Origin of the sequence: uncultured Roseovarius sp. (assembly GCF_963972555.1) — a bacterium.
In the GTDB taxonomy this organism is placed as follows: domain Bacteria; phylum Pseudomonadota; class Alphaproteobacteria; order Rhodobacterales; family Rhodobacteraceae; genus Roseovarius; species Roseovarius mucosus.
Genome location: NZ_CAXAUM010000008.1, coordinates 98,644 through 116,736 on the forward strand (window position 1 = coordinate 98,644; position 18,093 = coordinate 116,736).

The following is an 18,093-nucleotide window of genomic DNA, read 5'->3' on the forward strand; positions in this document are numbered from 1 at the left end:
TCGCAGGGTCGCGCCCCGCGATAGGGTGCGCGCGACTGACGCGGAGACCCCAGAAACATGACCGATCCCCAGACCCTGTTGCGCCGCCTCTTTGACCGGGCGGTGGCCGTGGCCGACCCGATGCAGAGCCTTGCCCCCTATCTGCCCGCGCGGCCAGAGGGCCGTGTCGTGGTGATCGGCGCGGGCAAGGCCAGCGCGCGCATGGCCGAGGCGGTCGAGGCGGAATGGGGCCCCTGCGAGGGGCTGGTGATCACGCGCTATGGCTATGCACGCCCCTGTCAGGGCATCGAGATTGTCGAGGCGGCGCATCCGGTGCCGGATGCCGCCGGTCTGGCGGCCACCGCGCGGATGCTGCAACTGGTCGAGGGATTGGGTGAGGGCGATATGGTGCTGGCGCTGATGTCGGGCGGGGCGTCGTCGCTGCTTGTCCAGCCTGCGGGCGAGATGACGCTGGCGGACAAGCAGGCGGTCAATGCCGCGCTTTTGGCGTCGGGCGCGCCGATTGGCCAGATGAACGTGCTGCGCAAACATCTGAGCCGGGTCAAGGGCGGGCAATTGGCGGCGGCGGCCTATCCGGCGCGGCTGCATGCGCTGCTGATTTCCGATGTGCCGGGGGATGATCCGGGCATGATCGGATCGGGGCCGACGGTGGGCGAGGCCAGCACAAGCGCCGAGGCGCTGGACATCGTGGCGCGCTACGGGATTGATCTGCCGGCCTCGGCGCAGGCGGTGCTGGCAGGGCAGAGCGGTGTTGTGGCGCCAGAGGATGCGCGGTTGAGCCGGGTCGAGAACGTGATCTATGCCGCCCCGGTGCAATCGCTGGAGGCGGCGGCAGAGGTGGCGCGCGCCGAAGGGATCAGCGTGCGTATTCTGGGCGATGCGCTGGAGGGCGAGGCGCGGGATGTGGCGCGCGATCACGCCGCGCTTGCGCGTGAGGTGCAGGCAGGGCTGGCACCGGGGGATGCCCCCGTGCTGCTGCTTTCGGGCGGTGAATTGACGGTGACGCGGCGCGGCGACGGCGTGGGCGGGCCCAATGCGGAATATGCGCTGGCGCTGGCGCTGGCCTTGGAAGGGGCGGCGGGGATTCACGCGCTCGCCTGTGACACCGACGGCGTCGATGGCGCGGCAGAGGTGGCGGGGGCGGTGATCGGGCCTGAGACATTGGCTGAGGCCAAGGCCGCCGGGGTTGACCCTGCGCAGGCCCTGGCGATCAACGACGCGCATGGGTTCTTTGGGTCGATTGGCGGGCAGGTGGTGACCGGGCCGACGCTGACCAATGTCAACGATTTCCGCGCCATCCTGATCGCGCCCGTTTAAAGCGCGTTACGTCTCATTGGACACCCCTTGCCCCGGCCCCCGGGACGGGTGCGGTTTCGATAAGGCGCGACAGGCCCTAAAACTGATCCCAGATCGTGCGCCCCAGATCATCCAGCCGTTCGGGTGAGCAAAACAGCGAGATTGTCATCGTCGCCGTCCAGTCGCGCCCGCCAAGGCGGACCAGCGTGCCGTCGGCCAGCTCCTGACGGATGGAAAATTCCGGCAGCCACGCAAGCCCCGCCCCCGCGAGCGTGCGCCGCTTGAGCGCCTCTGCCAGCGCATCCATGTAGCGCAGGTCGAGTGCCGGGCGGCGGTTGCCGATGGTCTGATCCACGACCGTGCCGAGAAAGGTGTTGGGGTCATAGCTGAGATAGGGCACCTCGCGCCCGGCGCGCCCCGGCAGTGTCCAGCCATGGCGCGCGGCGGCCTCGTGCTGGGCCACGGGGATCAGGCGCTCTTCGCAGATGTCCTTGCGCTTGAACCGGGTCTCGTCGAGGATCGGAGCCACGTCCTGATGCCGGTAATAGAGCAGGAATTCGCAGCCACCCTCGCTGAGCAACTGGCAACAGGCGGTCAGGCTGTCCGAGATGACGCGCGTGCGCAGGTCGGGATAGTCGCGCTCCAACGCCGCCATGCGCGGTTGCAGGAAATTCACCGAAATGGCGTGCAGGGCGGCAAAGCGTTGAAAGCTGGCATGGCCGCGCGCGCGTTCGCGGATCGCCTGACGGGTGTCGGTGAGGTCCGCCACCGTCTGTTGCGCCACCGGCAGGAATTGCCGCCCCGCCTCAGAGAGTTGCACAGGATAGCTGGCACGGTCGATCAGCGGCACGCCGATCCACGCCTCGAGCGATTTGATGCGGCGGCTGAAGGCGGATTGCGTGATGTTGCGCTCTTCCGCCGCGCGGGTGAAATTCAGCGTCCGTCCAAGGCAGACGAAATCGCGCAGCCAGTTGATGTCCATCGGCCTCTCCCTTGCCGCCAGATTGCGCCAGCCCGCAGGGTCATGCAAGATCGGAATAGTTTTATGAGATGTTTGAATTGGCCGACTCGTCCGGGTCTGTCCTAGCATTTCCTCCAATATCAATGGACGACGGCCGCATGAACGGTCTCGCCACGCCCCCAACAAGGAGAGAGAGATGAAAATGTCGTTGAAAGGACTGATTGCCACCACAGCGCTCGGGATGACTGTTGCGCTGCCCGCCATGGCCGAAACCACGATCCGCCTGTCCACCTATGTGAACGAGGCTGATATCCGCTATGACGGATTCGTGCATTTCGCAGAGTTGGTGGCGGAGAAAACCGGCGGCAGCGTCAAGGTCGAGATCTTCCCGTCCTCCACGTTGCATGGCTGGTCCGAAGGTGTGGACGCGGTGCAGGGCGGCGTGTCGGACATGAGCTGGATGCCCGCCGACGAGCGCCTGCCTTGCTACCGTGTCACCTCGCTCTACCCGGTGGCGGTGGATCTCGACGGGCAGATCGACCTGGACGCCGCCTATGCCGATCTGGTGCGCGATGAGGCGGCGGCGATCAACCTCGTGCCGGTGTTCAACTCGAACTATTCCTACGATCAGGAATGGTGGTTCGAAGAGGCGATTGACGATCTGGGCAACCTGGCGGGCAAGCAGGTGCGTTCCATCGGGCCGCTGGTCAGCCTGATGATCGAGACATGGGGCGGCGCGCCGGTCTTTGTGGCACCCAAGGAGGTGTTCCAATCCGCCGAACGCGGCGTGGTCGACGGGATCAACATGGGGGTTGCCACCTATTCGAGTTGGAAGCTCTGGGATGTGATGCCCTATATGGTCAACGCGAGCCTCTTTTACGGCAACATCCAATACATGATGAACAAGGAAAAGTTCGACGGCATGACCGCGGATGAACAGGCCGCCGTGATGGCCGCCGCCCGCGAAACCGAAGAGTGGCTCAAGCCGCGTTACGAGGATTGGGTGGATCAGCGCGTCGGCAATGCGGTGATGAAGGGCGGCGGCGCCGCCGTGTCGATCCCCAAGGACAAGCGGATGGAGCTGATTGCCAGCGTGCAGGGTAAGTGGAACGAGACCGTCGATGCGGCCTGCGGGCCGGAACTGGCTGGCAAGATTCGCGATCTCTTTGCGCAGCACGCGCCGTGATCTGACAGGCCCCTTGCGCCAAGCGCGCAGGGGGCCGCCCGTTGCATCAACAGGGAGACACGCCATGCAAAGCGGTCTTGACCGATGGATTGCCCATGTGGAACGCGCGGTTGTCTGGCTCGCGGGGGCGGGGGCCGTGGTGGTACTCGTGCAGATGGTGTGGATCAGCTACGGCGTTTTCACGCGCTACGCGCTCAACGCGCCCGACCGGATGGTGACAGAGGCAACCGCGCTCTTGCTCTTTCCGGTGGCCTTTGCGGGCCTTGCCTATGCGATGCGCGAGGATGCCTATCCCAAGGTCACGATGCTGACCGATACCCTGCCCGCCGGTCTGCGCAAGGCGGTGGCGGTGTTCAATCTCTGCGTGATGCTGGGGGTCGGGTTCTTTTTCTCGCTGGCCGGGGTCAGTGCCACGATCCGGTCGTTCAATTCCGGCGCGTCCTCGGAAATCCTGCTCTGGCCGCGCTATGCGTTCTGGGCACCCGGAGCCTTGGCGCTGTTGCTTTTTTCCCTTTACGCGGTGCTGCGGCTGGTGCGGCTGTTGCGCACCCCGGCGGCGGAGGTCTGAGCGATGGAATGGTATGAAGTCGGACTTGGTCTGCTTGGCCTCTTGATGTTCCTGATTGCGGTGGGCGTGCCGATCCCCTTTGCGCTGGCGGCGGCCTCGCTGCCTTTTCTGTGGCAAATCCAGACCTTCGAGACCTCGATCGCCTCGGCGGAGTTGAAGCTCTGGGGTGTGTGGATCGACTATATCCTATTGGCGGTGCCGCTCTTTGTGTTCCTGGGCGAACTCATCGGCAAATCCAATATCGGTCCCAATCTCTATCAGTTCCTGCATCAGGGCGTGCGCGTGCGCGGCTCGGCGGCCTATGGCTCGATCGGGGCTTGCGCAGGTTTCGGCGCGGTCTGCGGCTCGTCCATGGTGGGGGCGCTGACGATTGGCGGCGTGGCCCTGCCCGAGATGCTGCGGCTGGGCTATGGCAAGCGGCTGTCGTCGGGCGTGCTGGCGGCGGGGGGCACGCTCAGCGTTCTGATCCCGCCCTCACTCATCCTGCTGTTCTACGGCATTGTCACCGACCAGAGCATCGGGGATCTCTTTATCGCGGGGGTCATTCCGGGGCTGATCCTTGTCACCTGCTTTGCCATCGTTGTGCTGGTCTGGGGTATCCTCAAGCCCGAGGATATTCCGGGCAGCGAAGATGCGGTGAAGATGGGACTCGTCCAGATTGCCGCCACCATTGCGCCCATCGGCCTGATCGGTCTGGTGATCACGGTGGCGATTTACGCCGGTATCGCCACTCCGACCGAGGCGGCAGCGGTGGCGGCCCTTCTGACCGTGATCCTGGCCTTTGGCGTGGGCGGGTTGACATGGCAGGGGTTCAAGGACTCGCTCTTTGCCACGATGCGCACCATGGGCTATCTTGGCCTACTCCTGTCGGCGGGGGTGCTCTTTGGTTTCGTGCTCACCTATTACCGCGTGCCGCAACAATTCACCGAGCTGTTTCTCAGCTTCGATCTCTCGCCCTATGTGGTGCTGACCATCGTGCTGATCTTCTACATCGTGCTGGGGATGTTTCTTGAACCCGTGTCGATGACCTTCATCACCCTGCCCACGATCTTTCCGCTGATGTCCGCCGCCGGCTTCGATCTGATCTGGTTCGGGGTGGTCTATACGATCACCATGGAGATTGCGGTGCTGACACCTCCTGTGGGCCTCAATCTCTACGTGATCCAGGGCATCGGGCGCGGTCAGGTCACCATCGGCGATGTGATCATGGGCTGCCTGCCCTTTATCGGGGCGCTCGTTCTCCTGATCGTTCTTCTTATTCTCATGCCGGAGCTTGCATTGTGGTTGCCCGAACAGATGCGCTGATCGCGCGGAGCGGCCTCAGCTATCGCCGGGCAGGGGCGGGCGCGCCGCTGGTTCTCGTGCATGGCTATCTGGGCGGGTCGGCGCAATGGCAGGCCGAGCTTGCGCGCTTTTCCGACCGGTTCGACGTGATCGCCCCCGATTTGCCGGGCTATGCCGGATCGGCGGCGCTGCCGCCGCCCGAGCGGATCGCCGCCTTCGCGGCGGCGGTGGTGGCCCTGCTCGACGAGCTGGGCATTGGCCGCTTTACCCTCATGGGGCATTCCATGGGCGGCATGATCGTGCAGGAACTGGCCGCGACCCACCCAGACCGTATCGCCCGGCTGATCCTCTATGGCACCGGGCCGCTTGGTGCCATGCCCAACCGGTTCGAGCCGCTCGAGACCTCGCGCGAACGGGTGCGCAGCGATGGCGTGGCGCAGACCATTCGGCGCATCGGGGCCACCTGGTTTCGCCAAGGGGCGGCGGCGGAAGGGTTCGAGATCGTGGCCGCGCTGGGCGCACAGGCGACCGAGGCCGCAGCCTTGGCGGGGCTCGATGCCATGAGCCATTGGGACGGGCGCGGCGCGCTTGGCCGCCTCACCATGCCGACGCTGGTGCTCTGGGGCGACGGCGACCGCTCTTACCGCTGGCCACAGGTCGAAACCCTCTGGCAAGGCCTGCCCGACGCGGCTCTGGCCGTGGTGCCTGGCACCGCCCATGCCGTGCATCTGGAAAAGCCCGCGCTCTTTCACGCGCTGGTCGCGGATTTCGTGGGGGGGTGAGGGCTGTTCCCGCCCCCTCTTGCGGCACTCTCCCATTCCATCCACAATATATTGCTATCCCCCTCAACAAATAGCTTTACAGGGCGCGTCAAACCCCGCACCATATCTGGTATGGGCGAGGGGGATGGCCCCCGTCCGTAGAGCAGGCACCTAGCGCTTGGGGTGCAACGCCACCCCCGCGCTATAGCAAATGAGGCGGCGCCATGGCACTTTCCGAGCAGTTCTCGCAGGACGACATCCACCCCATTGATATTGTTGAGCATATCGCCGAACACCACGAGTGGGAGTTCGACCGCATCGGCGACGATCAGATCGCCATGGCCGTCGAGGGCCAGTGGCGCACCTATTCGCTGACGCTCGCCTGGTCCGGCTATGACGAAACGCTGCGCCTTGTCTGCACCTTCGACATGGAGCCACCCGCCGAGAAACTGCCCGTGCTCTTTGAGATTCTCAACGAAATCAATGATGAATGTTGGGCCGGTTCCTTTACCTGGTGGGCCGAGCAGAAACTCATGGTCTATCGCTATGGCCTCGTGCTGGCCGGTGGGCAGGTGGCCAGCCCCGAGCAGATCGACACCATGCTGCATGCCGCCGTATCGAGCGCCGAGCGCTACTACCCCGCACTGCAACTCGCGATCTGGGGTGATCAATCGCCGCGAGATGCGATGCAGGTGGCCATTGCAGAGGCTTACGGCCGCGCGTAACACTATCCCCCGCGAATGGATGACAAGAGCGGGGGACACACCATGACGATGCAGGATCTGGCCGAAAAAGGCCTTGTTTTACTTGGCTGTGGCAAGATGGGTAGCGCCATGTTGCAAGGCTGGCTCAAGGGAGGGTTGCCGCCCGCGTCGGTCTGGGTGCTGGACCCGAAGCCGTCCGAGTGGCTGCGCGGTACCGGCGTGCATCTCAACACCGATCTGCCCGATGCGCCCGCTATCGTGCTGGTCGCGGTCAAGCCGCAGATGATGGGCGCGGCCCTGCCCACGCTGGCCGCCATGGGCAATGGCGCGACGCTCTTCATCTCGGTCGCCGCCGGCACGCCCATCGCGGCGTTTGAGGCGACGCTGGGCGACAAGACCCCGATCGTCCGCGCCATGCCCAACACCCCCGCCGCCGTGGCGCGCGGAATTTCCGCCATCATCGGCAATGCCCATGCGACTGCGGCGCATCTCGATCTGGCGGAAACCCTCTTGCGTGCGGTGGGGCAGGTGGTGCGGCTCGACCATGAGGATCAGATGGATGCCGTGACCGGCCTCTCGGGCTCTGGTCCGGCCTATGTGTTTCACATGATCGAATGCATGGCGCAGGCGGGCGCGGCGCAGGGGCTCTCGCCGGCGCTTGCGATGCAATTGGCGCAGGCGACCGTCGCGGGGGCCGGTGCCCTGGCCGAGGCCGCCGAGGAAACGCCCGCGCAATTGCGCCAGAACGTCACCAGCCCCAATGGCACGACGCAGGCGGGGCTGGAGGTGCTGATGCACCCCGACACCGGCCTGCCGCCCCTGATGCTGAAAACCGTGGCCGCCGCCACGGACCGGTCCAAGGCGCTGCGCAATGGCTGAGATCACATTCGACGACTTTCTCGCTGTGGATATTCGCGTGGGCCGCGTGACCCGCGCCGAACCCTATCCCGAGGCGCGCAAGCCCGCGATCAAGCTCTGGGTCGATTTCGGCCCCGAATTGGGCGAGAAGAAATCCAGCGCCCAGATCACCGCGCATTACACGCCCGAGAGCCTGATCGGACGTCAGGTGCTGGCGGTGGTCAATTTCCCGCCCCGCCAGATCGGCAAGTTCCGGTCGGAAATCCTCGTGCTGGGGCTGAGCGATAGCAATGGCGATATCGTTCTGATACGCCCGGACCAAGACGTTCCCATCGGAGAGAGACTGCATTGAAACGGATACTTGTCACCCGCCCCATGCCCGACCGCGTGTTGGACGAGGCCCGCCGTCATTTCGACGTGGAAACACGCGACGACAATACGCCCCTCAAGCCGGGGCAGATGCGCGGCGCGCTGGCGCTCTATGATGGCATCCTTCCGACGCTGGGCGATATGTTTCAGGCCGATGTCTTTACCGAGGCCGAGAATTCGCGCTGTCGCATCCTCGCCAATTTCGGCGTGGGTTATAACCATATCGACGTGGCCGCCGCCCGTGCCGTGGGCATTGCCGTCAGCAACACGCCGGGTGCCGTGACGGACGCCACCGCCGATATCGCCATGACGCTGATGCTGATGACCGCGCGTCGCGCGGGCGAGGGCGAGCGGCTGGTGCGCTCTGGCAAGTGGCCGGGCTGGAACCCGACGCAGATGCTGGGCCTGCATGTCACGGGCAAGACAGTGGGCATCATCGGCATGGGCCGCATCGGACAGGCGATTGCGCGGCGCTGCCACTTTGGTTTCGGCATGTCGGTCGTCTATCACAACCGTTCGGCCAAGACGCTCGATTTCGACGCGCGCCAGCTTGGCTCGATCGAAGAGGTTGCGGCCAATGCCGATATTCTCGTCGTGGCGGTGCCCGGCGGCGCGGAAACCCGGCATCTGATCAATGCGGCCGTCTTTGCCGCCATGCGCCCGACCGCGCATTTCATCAACATTGCGCGCGGCGATGTGGTGGACGAGGCGGCGCTGATCGCCGCGCTGCAAGAGGGGCGCATCGCCGGGGCGGGCCTTGACGTCTATGAGCGCGAGCCGATCGTGCCCGATGCGCTCAAGGCGATGGAAAACGTGGCGCTCTTGCCGCATCTGGGCACCGCAGCGCTCGAGGTGCGCGAGGCGATGGGCCTGATGGCGGTCGAGAACCTGCGCGCCTTCTTTGCCGGGGAAACCCCGCCCAATCTGGTCAACTGACGACTGAGACCATGCCGCGCTATCTAAACCACAACCGTCCCGGGCCTGACCCGGGACCTCTTGCCTTGTCGATATGAGGCCCCGGCTCAGGACCGGGGCGGGGAAGTATGCGGCGAGAGTTCTTGTATTTCCCGTCCCGGGCTTGACCCGGGACCTCCAACCTTCTCCGGCGAGGCCCCGGGTCACGCCCGGGGCGATGTGAACCTGATCGGAGGCCAATCGGAGGCCACATGCTTTAAGCAACGGGCGCGGGTGCCTACTCGATCTGTCGCCCGCTCAACACTTCGAAGGGTTCGAGCCGGTCGCCATTGATCCAGGCATATCCGCCCGTCTCGGTGCGCACCATCGCGTAAGGAGTCCAGCCGGTGCTGCGCCACCAGCTTTCATACTCGTTGGTCTCCGCGTTCACGCGCCATTGGCCATCGTCGCGGCGACCATCCCCCAGCATGTAGACCGTGCTGCCATCGGCAGCAAAATACTGCCGATAGTCGGTGCCGGACCAGCTTCCGACGATGGTGTTGCCAGACAACAGCGCGCTGATCTCGGCGGCGGTCATTTGCGCGGGTTGCGCTGTGACGGGCCAGCCAAAGGCGAGAAGCCCGGCGCTCAGGAAACCCAGAACAAGACGGCGATGCATGATCACACTCCTTTGTTGCGGAACACACTATCGCAAATCCTGCGCCGAGGCGCGACTCGATTCTTTTGGGCGCTGCACCGGCATTGCCGCAACGTCACCCTCAAAATGCCGCGAAATCCTGAAAGACTGGCTCATATTGTGAGACAGCGCATAGAAAAATTAATACTCTTGCGCCATAGAGAGCGGATGATCGATATGTCCTATCCCGCCTATTCCCGCGCCGAACGTCTTGCTGACGGGGCGGTGCATATTGCTGGCCTCTTGGCGGCGCTCACCGGTGTGGGGGTGCTCTTTGCCATGTGGGCGTTGCGCATGGACGGGGTGACGCTGGCCTCGACCATCGTCTATTCCGGCGCGCTCTTGTTGATGCTGGGGGCGTCGGCGGCCTATCACCTCTATGCGCACACCGCCGCGCGGCCCCTTCTGCGCCGTCTGGATCATGCGGCCATCTATGTAAAGATCGCGGGCACCTTCACGCCGCTCAGCGTGCTTTTGGGCACCGCCTTTGGCTATGTCGTGCTGGCGGTCGTCTGGGTTCTGGCCATCTTTGGCGCCGTGACCAAGATCCGGGCCAAACCCGGCCAGATGCCGACCGGCTGGTTGCCCTATGTGGCGCTGGGCTGGGTCGGGGTGGCACTCTTTATCCCGCTCACGCCGATTCTGCCGGGGCATAGCCTCGTGCTGCTGCTGACAGGTGGCCTGCTCTATACGCTGGGCGTGGTGTTCTATGCGTGGGAGAGTTTGCGCTTTGCCAATGCCATCTGGCACCTCTTCGTGGCCTTTGCCAGCGGGTGCTTTTTCATCGGAATCGCTTCGGCCCTCGCGACCCGCCTCTGACGGGGCGCGAGACCTTATAAAATCACCGGGCAAACCTTACGATCTGTAACATACGTCAGGCGTGCTTGCCCGCCTTCAAGAGGCTGAAGACATCGGTGTTTCGGCAATAGTCCGGTGTTGCGCTCGCGGTCTTGTTCCGCGCCAGCCAATGATCGCAGGCTTCGGGATTGGCACAGCCCGTGCAGGCCAGAACCACGTCGCCCAAGGTATCGAAGGTCATTTGCCCTTCCATGATTTTCTGTTCAAGATCAACGCCCAAGGTGTTGGCCATCCGGTCCACCAACTGTGCGTGACGTTTCAAGGTTGAAGTGCTTTGCATGCTGTTGCCCCCTTGCTGCGCCGCCACTGTGCCTCAGGTCGCGGCTGCGCACCTTGACCTCGATCAAATCGCCATCTCGTCGAGATAGGCGCGCGCACAGTCCTGCACGTGGCGAAACCGGTCCCCACCCAGTTTTTTGCCGCCATACCAACGGGTTACGACCACGACATGATCGCGCAGATCGGCGCGTTCCAGCATCCGCAGGATCACTTGGCCTGCGCCTGCCTCGCCATCGTCGCCCTTGAGCGGGGTGCCATCGCCGAGCAGGACAGCCCAGGTGTTATGCGTGGCGCGGGCGAACTTCTTGTCCTTTTTCAAGGCTTTGAGGAACTCATCCACCGCCTCGCGGCTCTGCGCCGCCCCGCCCGAGACCGCATAGCTCGATCCCCGGTCGTTCACGACGCCTTTTAGCTGTCGCATGTCACAGTCCGGCAGCCACCCGCCGCACGGTTTCGACCCGCTGGGCATTGGGCGGATGCGTTCCTAGGAAGCGATTTCCGGGATCGGGAAGCTGGCTAAAGAATTCCGCGCCGCGCACCGGGTTGTAGCCTGCGTTATGGGTAATCACGGTGCCAAGGGCATCCGCCTCTAGCTCGAAATTCTTGGAATAGCTGCGCGCGCCAACCCCGGCCCCGATGTCGACCGCCTGATCGACAATGGTCTGGCTCGCGCCGGTGATCGCCGCCAAGCCGCCCAAGAGAATCGCCCCCGCCGCTGCATTCTGTTGTTGGCGCGGGATATGGCCTGAGATGTGGTGGGCTGCCTCATGTCCCATGACAAAGGCCAGTTCATCCTGATTGCGCACCTGCGCGATCAAGGGCAGCGTGAAGGCGAGGATGGGCTGACCGTCGCGGTCAAGGGTCTGATAGGCATTGGGCGGCTGACCGGGCCGGTCGTCCACGACAATCCGGAAATCGCAGTTGGCGCGCGGCGAACGCGCCCGGCACTCGCGCTCGGCTATGGGCTCAACCCGTTGAACCACCGAAATAAATTGATTGACCTGCGCGCGCGTCGGCGTTGTCGCCTTGGGGCGTGAGTTCGCTTGCGGCGCGGGTTGGCTTACCGGCCCTTGCTCCACCACATCGACACAGCCCACAAGTGCCACCAGCCCCACGAGAGATAACCACCGCATTCCACATCCCCGGTTCTGACCCATTTATTCATTTGTTTTAGCAGGGTTTCACGCCTCTGACAGGTCTTTTGCACCACGCCAGTCTCTGCTTGCAAAGACCCGCCAACGCGGTAGGCTGAACCCATGTTTTCCATAGAGCACGAATTCGACGCCACCGTGATCACCCTTGTCGACGAGGGGGCAGCGCCCTTGGGCGAGGATGTGATCATCAATGCCTTCGAGGAATGCGTGACGATCGAACAATACGATCCCCGCACCGATCGGTTGCACAAGATCACCCTGTCGATGGGGCAGTTGCGCGATCTGCGCGCGGCGCTCGACCTGCCCGAGGGGGTCTATATCCGAGTGCCGGACGCCAAATAGAAAATTAGTCGCCAATCTGGCGCAGGACTTCGGCGGCGGCGACGGTTGGCGTCATGTCGCCCGCTGCTACGCGGGCGGCATAATCCTGCATCGCGGTGCGTGCCGTGGGGGTTTCCAGCCGCGCCAGAAGGCCCTGACGCACCTCTTGCCCGAACCAGTAGCGCGCCTGCTCTGCCCGCCGCCCGTCGAAATGCCCGGTCTCGCGCCGCCAATTCACCAGCGCGGTCATTTCGTCCCATGCCTTTTGCAACCCCTCGTCCTGCAAGGCGGATACGGTCATTGCCTTGGGATAGCCCTCTGGGTCCTGGGGCCGTTTGCGCAGGAGGCGCAGCGCGCCTGCGTAATCCGAACAGGTCCGCATCGCCGCCGGTTTGAGATCGCCATCGGCCTTGTTCACCAAGATGAGATCGGCCATTTCCATGATGCCGCGCTTGACGCCCTGCAATTCGTCGCCACCCGCCGGGGCGAGCAAGAGCACGAAGATGTCGGACATTTCTGCAACCACTGTCTCGGATTGCCCGACGCCTACCGTTTCGATCAGCACCACGTCGAATCCGGCCGCCTCGCAGAGTGTCACCGCCTCGCGGGTGCGGCGCGCCACGCCGCCCAGATGGCTCTGGCTGGGGGAGGGGCGGATAAAGGCAGACGGATCGCGGCTGAGCCGTTCCATCCGCGTCTTGTCGCCCAGGATCGAGCCGCCCGAGCGTGCCGAGGAGGGATCGACCGCCAGCACCGCCACGCGCAGGCCCTGTGCGGTCAGCATCATGCCGAAACTCTCGATAAAGGTGGATTTGCCCACACCGGGCGTGCCCGACAGGCCAATGCGCACCGCCTGTTTGCCTGCGGTTTTCAACGCCTCCATGAGGGCGGCGGCATGGGCGCGGTGATCCGCGCGCGCGCTTTCGATCAGGGTGATCGCGCGGGCGAGCGCCCGCCGGTCGCCGGCGATGATCTTCTGTGCGATGTCGGCAATATCCATGCGCTGCCCTTCTTGCTGTCGGTTGCCTTCATGCCTTGGCCCTGTGGGCCTTGTCCAGAGGCGAGAGGCCCGGCAAGCCTCTGGCCAAGCGCGCGCCGATGCCCGATAACGCGGGGCATGACGCCTGATCTTCCCATTCAAGAGGCCATTCCGGCCCTCATCGACGCGCTGCAAACGCGCGGGCGTGCCGTGTTGCAGGCACCGCCCGGTGCGGGCAAGACCACGGTCGTGCCGCTCGAGATGTTGCGCGCCGGTCTGACGGAGGGCCGTATCCTGATGCTGGAACCGCGCCGCCTTGCGGCCCGTGCCGCCGCTGAGCGGATGGCGCAAAGCCTTGGGGAAAAGCCTGGGGAAACCGTGGGTTACAGGGTGCGCGGCGAGGCGCGCGTTGGTCCCAAGACCCGGATCGAGGTGGTAACGGAGGGGATTTTGACCCGCATGATCCAAACCGATCCCGAGTTGCGCGGCGTCGGTGCGGTGATCTTCGACGAATTTCACGAACGCTCGCTCAATGCCGATCTGGGATTGGCGCTGTGTCTTGAGGTGGCGGGGGCGCTGCGCGAGGATCTGATCCTGCTGGTCATGTCGGCCACCCTTGATGCCGCGCCCGTGGCCCGGTTGATGGGCGATGTGCCGATGATCACCTCGGAGGGGCGCAGCTATCCGGTCGACATCCGTTGGCGCGACCGCCCCCGGCCCAAGACGCGGCGGTTTGAAGAGGCGTTGGCCGATCTGGTGAGCGAGGCGGTGGCCGAGACAATGGGCGGCGTTCTGGTGTTCTTGCCCGGTGAGGGGGAAATTCGCCGCGTTGAGGCACTCTTGCGTGCGCGCCTGCCCGTCGGGTGCCACCTGCGCCCGCTCTTTGGCGCGATGGAGTTTGCCGCGCAACGCGCCGCGATTGCGCCCGTCACGGAGGGGCGCAAGATCGTGCTGGCGACATCCATCGCCGAAACCTCGTTGACCATTGAGGATATTCGCGTGGTGATCGACGGCGGCTTGGCGCGGCGGGCGCGGTTCGACCCCGGTTCCGGCATGTCGCGGCTGGTGACAGAGCCTGTAACGCGCGCCGAGGCCACGCAGCGGGCGGGGCGCGCGGGCCGTGTGGCCGAGGGGCGGTGCTACCGGCTCTGGACACGCGGGGAAGAGGGCGCGTTGCAGGCTTATCCCCCGGCGGAAATCGAAGCGGCGGATCTGGCGGGCCTGGCGTTGGAGTTGGCGCTCTGGGGCGCGGCCCCTGAGGATTTGCCGCTGCTGACCCCGCCCAATCCCGGCGCCTATGCCGAGGCGCGCGCGCTCTTGGAGATGTTGGGCGCGTTGGATGCCACGGGTCGGATCACGCCGCATGGCAAGGCGTTGGCGGCGCTGCCGTTGCATCCGCGCCTCGCGCACATGCTGACCTCTGCGGGGCCGGAGGCGGCGATGATGGCGGCGCTTTTGGCGGAGCGCGATCCGCTGGGCCGCAGCGCGCCCGTTGATCTGGCGCTGCGGCTGAGTGCGGTGCGCGACCAGCGCGCCTTTGAGGCGCGCTATTTCCATACGGTCAATCGCGGCCCGGTTGAGCGGATCAAGACCGAGGCGCGGCGTCTGGCGGCGCAGACAAAGGGGAGAGGGCAGGGCGTGCGCAGCGATGCCGAATGTGCCGCCCTTGCCTATCCAGACCGGATCGGGCTGCGCCGCAAAGGGGATGCTCCGCGTTACGTGCTCTCGGGGGGAAAGGGTGCGGTGATGCCAGAGGGCGACCCGATGGGCCAGACCCGGCTGATCGTGGCCAGCGATCTGGATGGCGATCCGCGCGAGGCGCGTATCCGGCAGGCCATCGCGATTTCCGAGGCGGAAATTCGCGGGCTCTTTGCAGAGCGGATCGGATGGCAGGATGTCTGCCTCTGGGATCGGCGCGAACGGCGGGTGGTGGCGCGCAAGCAAGAGCGTTTTGGCGCGCTGATACTGGATGACCGGCATTGGCGGGACGCGCCAGAGGAGCGTATCGCGCGCGCCATGCTGGACGGGGTGCGCGATCTGGGCCTGTCGTGGAGCGATCCCGCCCGGCGCTTTGTCGCGCGGGTGCAATTGCTGCGCGATGGGGGGGCGGACCTGCCGGATATGTCCGAGGCAGCGCTTCTCGACGGGTTGGAGGACTGGCTCTTGCCCTATCTGCGTGGCGTGCGCAGCGCGCCGGAGTGGAAGCGGTTCGACATGCTCGATGCGCTGCGCGCTCGGCTTGATTGGGATCAGATGCAGATGCTGGACCGGGCCGCACCCGCGCAGTTCACCACGCCACTGGGTCGGAAAATCCCGATCGACTATAGTGGGGAGTATCCTGAAATTACCCTGCGTTTGCAGGAAATGTTCGGTCAGACCACCCATCCCACGGTTGGCCGCACGCCATTGCGCGTGACGCTCTTGTCGCCGGGAAACCGCCCGGTGCAAACCACGCTCGATCTACCGGGGTTCTGGGCAAGTTCCTATTCGGATGTGCGCAAGGACATGCGCGGGCGCTATCCGCGTCACCCCTGGCCTGACGATCCGACCGAGGCCGACCCCACGCTGCGCGCCAAACCCCGCAACATCCCGTGATTTGTATCCCGTGGGGAAATATCCTATATATGATGTTTAGAGAAACGTGCCCGAGCAGAGCAAAACCAGAGTGAACCAGATTTTCCCCCAGACCGTGCCCGGCGCGGTCCATGCAGAGTCTGTCCTGCCTCGCCGGCAGGTGGCGGCGCTGTGCTGGCGCAAGCACAAGGGGCGTAAAGAGGTTCTGCTCATCACCAGCCGAGACACGGGCCGTTGGATCGTGCCCAAGGGCTGGCCCATCGAGGGGCTGAGCGATGCGGAATCCGCGCTGCAAGAGGCTTGGGAAGAGGCGGGCGTGCGGGCCGATGCCGATAAGGCACGTCATATCGGGCGGTTTTCCTATGAAAAGGGGATGCGCGATGGAACCACTTTGCCGATCAATGCAGAGCTTTACAAAGTTCGCCTGCGTGACGACGAATTGCGCGACCGTTTCCCCGAAGCGCGCGAACGCCGTCGGCTTTGGGTCACGCCGCGCAGGGCTGCGAAACTCGTGGACGAGCCGGACTTGCAGGATATTCTGCGTAAATTCTGAGCCCGCTTATTTCGGCATCAAGACCCAGTAATCCAGATCCAGCAAGACATGCGGCAGGTGTTTGCCGTCTTCGCCGCGCAAGCTGAAGGGCGCGCCGCCCTTGGTTGCCACGAGCCGCAGGCGCAGCGCGCCCACACCCGGTGCCGATGTATCGGCGCGGTCCAGAACCTCGGACCAGGCCCGCACGGTATCGCCTGCAAAACACGGGTTGGCATGGCTGCCCGCGTTGATCGCCACGATCATCTGGGCATTGGCAAGACCGTTGAACGACAGCGCGCGCGCCATCGAGATGACATGCCCGCCGTAGATCAGCCGCTTGCCATCCGCGCGCGGGGTCGCGTCGAAATGCGTCTTGGAGGTGTTTTGCCAGAGGCGCGTGGCCATCATATGCTCGGCCTCTTCGATGGTCACGCCGTCGACATGGTCGATCTGTTCGCCAATTTCGTAATCGCCCCAGCGATGCGGCTCTCCGGCGAGGGTGAAATCGTAATGCGTAAAATCCAGACCTGCCGGGATGATGAGATCGCTGGCCGCGACGCAGGACGCGGTTTGCGGCACGTGATCGGCGGGGGCTGGTGCCGCCTCGTCGCGCTTGCGCACCATCACCCAACGGACGAATTCCATCACCGGCAGGTCGTGCTGGTTGAAGCCGGTGGTGCGGACATAGACCACGCCCGTCTTGCCCGAGGAATTCTGCTTGAGCCCGATCACCTCGGACTGAGCCCGCAGCGTGTCGCCCGCATAGACGGGACGCAGCCACCGTGCCTCGGCATAGCCCAGATTGGCCACGGCATTGAGCGAGATGTCGGGTACGGATTTGCCAAACACGATATGAAAGGCCGCCAGATCGTCGATCGGGCTGGCGGGCAGGCCGCAGACATGGGCAAATTCGTCCGAGGAATAGATCGCATGGCGTGCCGGATAGAGGGCGTGATAGAGCGCGCGCTCGCCCCCTGACACGGTGCGCGGCACCGCGTGGGGGATCACCTGCCCAAGTTCGTAATCCTCGAAAAAACGGCCCGGATTGGTCTTGGCCATGCTTATTGTTCTCCCAGCTTCATATCGGGGGTGTAGGTGCCGTCCTTGTCCTTGGTCACGGCCTGACCGCAGCGCATCACGCCATTGGCCGCGTCATAGGCATAGGTGGGATCGCCATAAAGCGACCAGCCCTTGTTGAGCGCGGCCGTGACCTTGTGACAAAATTCCGACGTGTCGTCGGCGCTGAGAAAACGGTAGAGTTTCATGGTTTACCCCGGAAACGGCCAGACGCCCAGCCAGTTGTGAACAAAGGTTATGGCGAGGAACATCACGATGGTAATGACCACCAGAAGGATATCCTTTTTCGCCTCCCCCGGTGCCGGACGCACCCAGGCCTCGGAACGGTTGATCATCACCACTTCCAGCACCGCCCAGACGAGCAGCCCGCCAAAGAGGATGAGCGAGGCCAGATCGCCATTGACCAGGAGATGCGCCACCGCCCAGACCTTGACCGCTGTCAATTGCGGGTGGCGCATGGCCCCGCGCAACCGCCCCTTGGTGGCGCTCATACCGTAGAGAAACACCGCCCCCAGCATCATCAGGTTGTTGATATGCACCGTCCAGCTGGGCGGATACCAGACGTTGATGAAGTCCGCCTGCCGATGGCCGATCACCATCAGCACCAGACCGGCCAGAATGCCAAGGGCGGCAACGCCTTTGCCCGCGTTCCCCATCCTTGCGCGCAGATCGGGGGCCACCCGTTTGAAGAGATGCGCCGCGATCCAGAGGATCAGCCCGAGGATGAGGTAAAACATGGGT

At 64.4% G+C, this 18,093-nt stretch carries 22 protein-coding genes; 13 read left to right on the plus strand and 9 right to left on the minus strand.

The genetic code is table 11. The features are described 5' to 3' along the window. Nucleotides 1-57: 57 nt before the first annotated feature. Nucleotides 58-1,317 (plus strand): glycerate kinase, encoded by a 1,260-nt coding sequence (locus AACZ65_RS10020; protein ID WP_339670443.1) that lies wholly within the window; start codon nucleotides 58-60, stop codon nucleotides 1,315-1,317. Nucleotides 1,318-1,393: 76 nt separating this feature from the next. Here the strand turns inward: AACZ65_RS10020 and AACZ65_RS10025 are convergent, their stop codons facing one another. Next, the gene (locus AACZ65_RS10025; protein ID WP_339670444.1) at nucleotides 1,394-2,278 is read right to left on the minus strand and encodes a LysR substrate-binding domain-containing protein; all 885 of its coding nucleotides are present in this window, start codon (nucleotides 2,276-2,278) and stop codon (nucleotides 1,394-1,396) included. 175 nt (nucleotides 2,279-2,453) lie between these two features. Between AACZ65_RS10025 and dctP the strand changes: the two genes are divergently transcribed. From dctP to AACZ65_RS10065, 8 genes are all read left to right on the plus strand, one after another. Next, nucleotides 2,454-3,443, plus strand: coding sequence for a TRAP transporter substrate-binding protein DctP (dctP, locus tag AACZ65_RS10030; protein ID WP_339670445.1), 990 nt, complete (start codon nucleotides 2,454-2,456; stop codon nucleotides 3,441-3,443). Nucleotides 3,444-3,507: 64 nt separating this feature from the next. After that, nucleotides 3,508-4,011: a TRAP transporter small permease subunit gene (locus AACZ65_RS10035; protein WP_339670446.1), complete on the plus strand. Its 504-nt coding sequence runs from the start codon at nucleotides 3,508-3,510 to the stop codon at nucleotides 4,009-4,011. Between the two features lie 3 nt (nucleotides 4,012-4,014). Continuing rightward, the gene (locus AACZ65_RS10040; protein WP_339670447.1) at nucleotides 4,015-5,316 is read left to right on the plus strand and encodes a TRAP transporter large permease; all 1,302 of its coding nucleotides are present in this window, start codon (nucleotides 4,015-4,017) and stop codon (nucleotides 5,314-5,316) included. Beyond that, nucleotides 5,292-6,077 (plus strand): alpha/beta hydrolase, encoded by a 786-nt coding sequence (locus AACZ65_RS10045; protein WP_339670448.1) that lies wholly within the window; start codon nucleotides 5,292-5,294, stop codon nucleotides 6,075-6,077. Before AACZ65_RS10040 ends, AACZ65_RS10045 begins: the two co-directional genes overlap by 25 nt. A 203-nt stretch (nucleotides 6,078-6,280) precedes the next feature. After that, a complete protein-coding gene (locus AACZ65_RS10050) occupies nucleotides 6,281-6,781 on the plus strand; it encodes a YbjN domain-containing protein (protein ID WP_339670450.1) in 501 nt (166 codons plus the stop codon). 42 nt (nucleotides 6,782-6,823) lie between these two features. Further along, nucleotides 6,824-7,639 carry a pyrroline-5-carboxylate reductase gene (gene proC / locus AACZ65_RS10055; protein WP_339670451.1) on the plus strand — a complete coding sequence of 272 codons (816 nt, stop codon included), beginning with the start codon at nucleotides 6,824-6,826 and terminating at the stop codon, nucleotides 7,637-7,639. Next, nucleotides 7,632-7,970, plus strand: a complete 339-nt coding sequence (locus AACZ65_RS10060) for a tRNA-binding protein (RefSeq protein ID WP_037270097.1) — start codon at nucleotides 7,632-7,634, stop codon at nucleotides 7,968-7,970. The genes proC and AACZ65_RS10060 overlap by 8 nt, the downstream gene beginning before the upstream one ends. Continuing rightward, complete coding sequence (locus AACZ65_RS10065) at nucleotides 7,967-8,923, plus strand: D-glycerate dehydrogenase (protein WP_339670453.1); 957 nt, start codon at nucleotides 7,967-7,969, stop codon at nucleotides 8,921-8,923. Before AACZ65_RS10060 ends, AACZ65_RS10065 begins: the two co-directional genes overlap by 4 nt. A 256-nt stretch (nucleotides 8,924-9,179) precedes the next feature. Here the strand turns inward: AACZ65_RS10065 and AACZ65_RS10070 are convergent, their stop codons facing one another. Continuing rightward, on the minus strand, nucleotides 9,180-9,560 hold the full coding sequence (locus AACZ65_RS10070; RefSeq protein WP_339670455.1) for a hypothetical protein: 381 nt from the start codon (nucleotides 9,558-9,560) through the stop codon (nucleotides 9,180-9,182). A gap of 186 nt (nucleotides 9,561-9,746) precedes the next feature. On the opposite strand from AACZ65_RS10070, the gene AACZ65_RS10075 reads away from it, so the two are divergent. Next, entirely contained in the window at nucleotides 9,747-10,397 is a 651-nt protein-coding gene (locus AACZ65_RS10075; RefSeq protein WP_339670457.1) for a hemolysin III family protein, read from the plus strand. A gap of 55 nt (nucleotides 10,398-10,452) precedes the next feature. Here the strand turns inward: AACZ65_RS10075 and AACZ65_RS10080 are convergent, their stop codons facing one another. From AACZ65_RS10080 to AACZ65_RS10090, 3 genes are all read right to left on the minus strand, one after another. Next, complete coding sequence (locus AACZ65_RS10080; RefSeq protein WP_339670459.1) at nucleotides 10,453-10,716, minus strand: DUF6455 family protein; 264 nt, start codon at nucleotides 10,714-10,716, stop codon at nucleotides 10,453-10,455. A 63-nt stretch (nucleotides 10,717-10,779) separates the two neighbouring features. Next, a complete protein-coding gene (locus tag AACZ65_RS10085) occupies nucleotides 10,780-11,136 on the minus strand; it encodes a YigZ family protein (protein ID WP_339670461.1) in 357 nt (118 codons plus the stop codon). A gap of 1 nt (nucleotide 11,137) precedes the next feature. After that, a complete protein-coding gene (locus tag AACZ65_RS10090) occupies nucleotides 11,138-11,848 on the minus strand; it encodes a M48 family metallopeptidase (protein ID WP_339670462.1) in 711 nt (236 codons plus the stop codon). Nucleotides 11,849-11,971: 123 nt separating this feature from the next. On the opposite strand from AACZ65_RS10090, the gene AACZ65_RS10095 reads away from it, so the two are divergent. Beyond that, on the plus strand, nucleotides 11,972-12,211 hold the full coding sequence (locus AACZ65_RS10095; RefSeq protein ID WP_339670463.1) for a hypothetical protein: 240 nt from the start codon (nucleotides 11,972-11,974) through the stop codon (nucleotides 12,209-12,211). Nucleotides 12,212-12,215: 4 nt separating this feature from the next. Here AACZ65_RS10095 and meaB read toward each other — a convergent pair whose 3' ends face one another. Further along, nucleotides 12,216-13,190, minus strand: coding sequence for a methylmalonyl Co-A mutase-associated GTPase MeaB (gene meaB / locus AACZ65_RS10100; protein ID WP_339670464.1), 975 nt, complete (start codon nucleotides 13,188-13,190; stop codon nucleotides 12,216-12,218). Nucleotides 13,191-13,307: 117 nt separating this feature from the next. Here meaB and hrpB point away from each other — a divergent pair, with 117 nt between their 5' ends. Next, nucleotides 13,308-15,764 (plus strand): ATP-dependent helicase HrpB, encoded by a 2,457-nt coding sequence (hrpB, locus tag AACZ65_RS10105; protein WP_339670466.1) that lies wholly within the window; start codon nucleotides 13,308-13,310, stop codon nucleotides 15,762-15,764. Between the two features lie 70 nt (nucleotides 15,765-15,834). Next, entirely contained in the window at nucleotides 15,835-16,296 is a 462-nt protein-coding gene (locus AACZ65_RS10110; RefSeq protein WP_339670551.1) for an NUDIX hydrolase, read from the plus strand. A gap of 6 nt (nucleotides 16,297-16,302) precedes the next feature. Here the strand turns inward: AACZ65_RS10110 and AACZ65_RS10115 are convergent, their stop codons facing one another. Genes AACZ65_RS10115 through AACZ65_RS10125 form a run of 3 tightly spaced genes read right to left on the minus strand, consistent with a single transcriptional unit; the run spans nucleotide 16,303 to nucleotide 18,089 of the window. Continuing rightward, a complete protein-coding gene (locus AACZ65_RS10115; protein ID WP_339670467.1) occupies nucleotides 16,303-17,334 on the minus strand; it encodes a MaoC family dehydratase in 1,032 nt (343 codons plus the stop codon). A gap of 2 nt (nucleotides 17,335-17,336) precedes the next feature. After that, nucleotides 17,337-17,540 (minus strand): DUF1737 domain-containing protein, encoded by a 204-nt coding sequence (locus AACZ65_RS10120; RefSeq protein ID WP_037270079.1) that lies wholly within the window; start codon nucleotides 17,538-17,540, stop codon nucleotides 17,337-17,339. Between the two features lie 3 nt (nucleotides 17,541-17,543). After that, nucleotides 17,544-18,089 (minus strand): NnrU family protein, encoded by a 546-nt coding sequence (locus AACZ65_RS10125; RefSeq protein WP_339670469.1) that lies wholly within the window; start codon nucleotides 18,087-18,089, stop codon nucleotides 17,544-17,546. Between the last annotated feature and the right edge of the window lie 4 nt (nucleotides 18,090-18,093).

Excerpts from the sequence above, each read along its gene's own strand:
- AACZ65_RS10020 (WP_339670443.1), top strand. The coding sequence starts at position 58 with ATGACCGATCCCCAGACCCTGTTGCGCCGCCTCTTTGACCGGGCGGTG.
- AACZ65_RS10025 (WP_339670444.1), bottom strand. The coding sequence starts at position 2,278 with ATGGACATCAACTGGCTGCGCGATTTCGTCTGCCTTGGACGGACGCTG.
- dctP (WP_339670445.1), top strand. The coding sequence starts at position 2,454 with ATGAAAATGTCGTTGAAAGGACTGATTGCCACCACAGCGCTCGGGATG.
- AACZ65_RS10035 (WP_339670446.1), top strand. The coding sequence starts at position 3,508 with ATGCAAAGCGGTCTTGACCGATGGATTGCCCATGTGGAACGCGCGGTT.
- AACZ65_RS10040 (WP_339670447.1), top strand. The coding sequence starts at position 4,015 with ATGGAATGGTATGAAGTCGGACTTGGTCTGCTTGGCCTCTTGATGTTC.
- AACZ65_RS10050 (WP_339670450.1), top strand. The coding sequence starts at position 6,281 with ATGGCACTTTCCGAGCAGTTCTCGCAGGACGACATCCACCCCATTGAT.
- proC (WP_339670451.1), top strand. The coding sequence starts at position 6,824 with ATGACGATGCAGGATCTGGCCGAAAAAGGCCTTGTTTTACTTGGCTGT.
- AACZ65_RS10060 (WP_037270097.1), top strand. The coding sequence starts at position 7,632 with ATGGCTGAGATCACATTCGACGACTTTCTCGCTGTGGATATTCGCGTG.
- AACZ65_RS10070 (WP_339670455.1), bottom strand. The coding sequence starts at position 9,560 with ATGCATCGCCGTCTTGTTCTGGGTTTCCTGAGCGCCGGGCTTCTCGCC.
- AACZ65_RS10075 (WP_339670457.1), top strand. The coding sequence starts at position 9,747 with ATGATCGATATGTCCTATCCCGCCTATTCCCGCGCCGAACGTCTTGCT.
- AACZ65_RS10080 (WP_339670459.1), bottom strand. The coding sequence starts at position 10,716 with ATGCAAAGCACTTCAACCTTGAAACGTCACGCACAGTTGGTGGACCGG.
- AACZ65_RS10085 (WP_339670461.1), bottom strand. The coding sequence starts at position 11,136 with ATGCGACAGCTAAAAGGCGTCGTGAACGACCGGGGATCGAGCTATGCG.
- AACZ65_RS10090 (WP_339670462.1), bottom strand. The coding sequence starts at position 11,848 with ATGCGGTGGTTATCTCTCGTGGGGCTGGTGGCACTTGTGGGCTGTGTC.
- AACZ65_RS10095 (WP_339670463.1), top strand. The coding sequence starts at position 11,972 with ATGTTTTCCATAGAGCACGAATTCGACGCCACCGTGATCACCCTTGTC.
- meaB (WP_339670464.1), bottom strand. The coding sequence starts at position 13,190 with ATGGATATTGCCGACATCGCACAGAAGATCATCGCCGGCGACCGGCGG.
- hrpB (WP_339670466.1), top strand. The coding sequence starts at position 13,308 with ATGACGCCTGATCTTCCCATTCAAGAGGCCATTCCGGCCCTCATCGAC.
- AACZ65_RS10115 (WP_339670467.1), bottom strand. The coding sequence starts at position 17,334 with ATGGCCAAGACCAATCCGGGCCGTTTTTTCGAGGATTACGAACTTGGG.
- AACZ65_RS10120 (WP_037270079.1), bottom strand. The coding sequence starts at position 17,540 with ATGAAACTCTACCGTTTTCTCAGCGCCGACGACACGTCGGAATTTTGT.
- AACZ65_RS10125 (WP_339670469.1), bottom strand. The coding sequence starts at position 18,089 with ATGTTTTACCTCATCCTCGGGCTGATCCTCTGGATCGCGGCGCATCTC.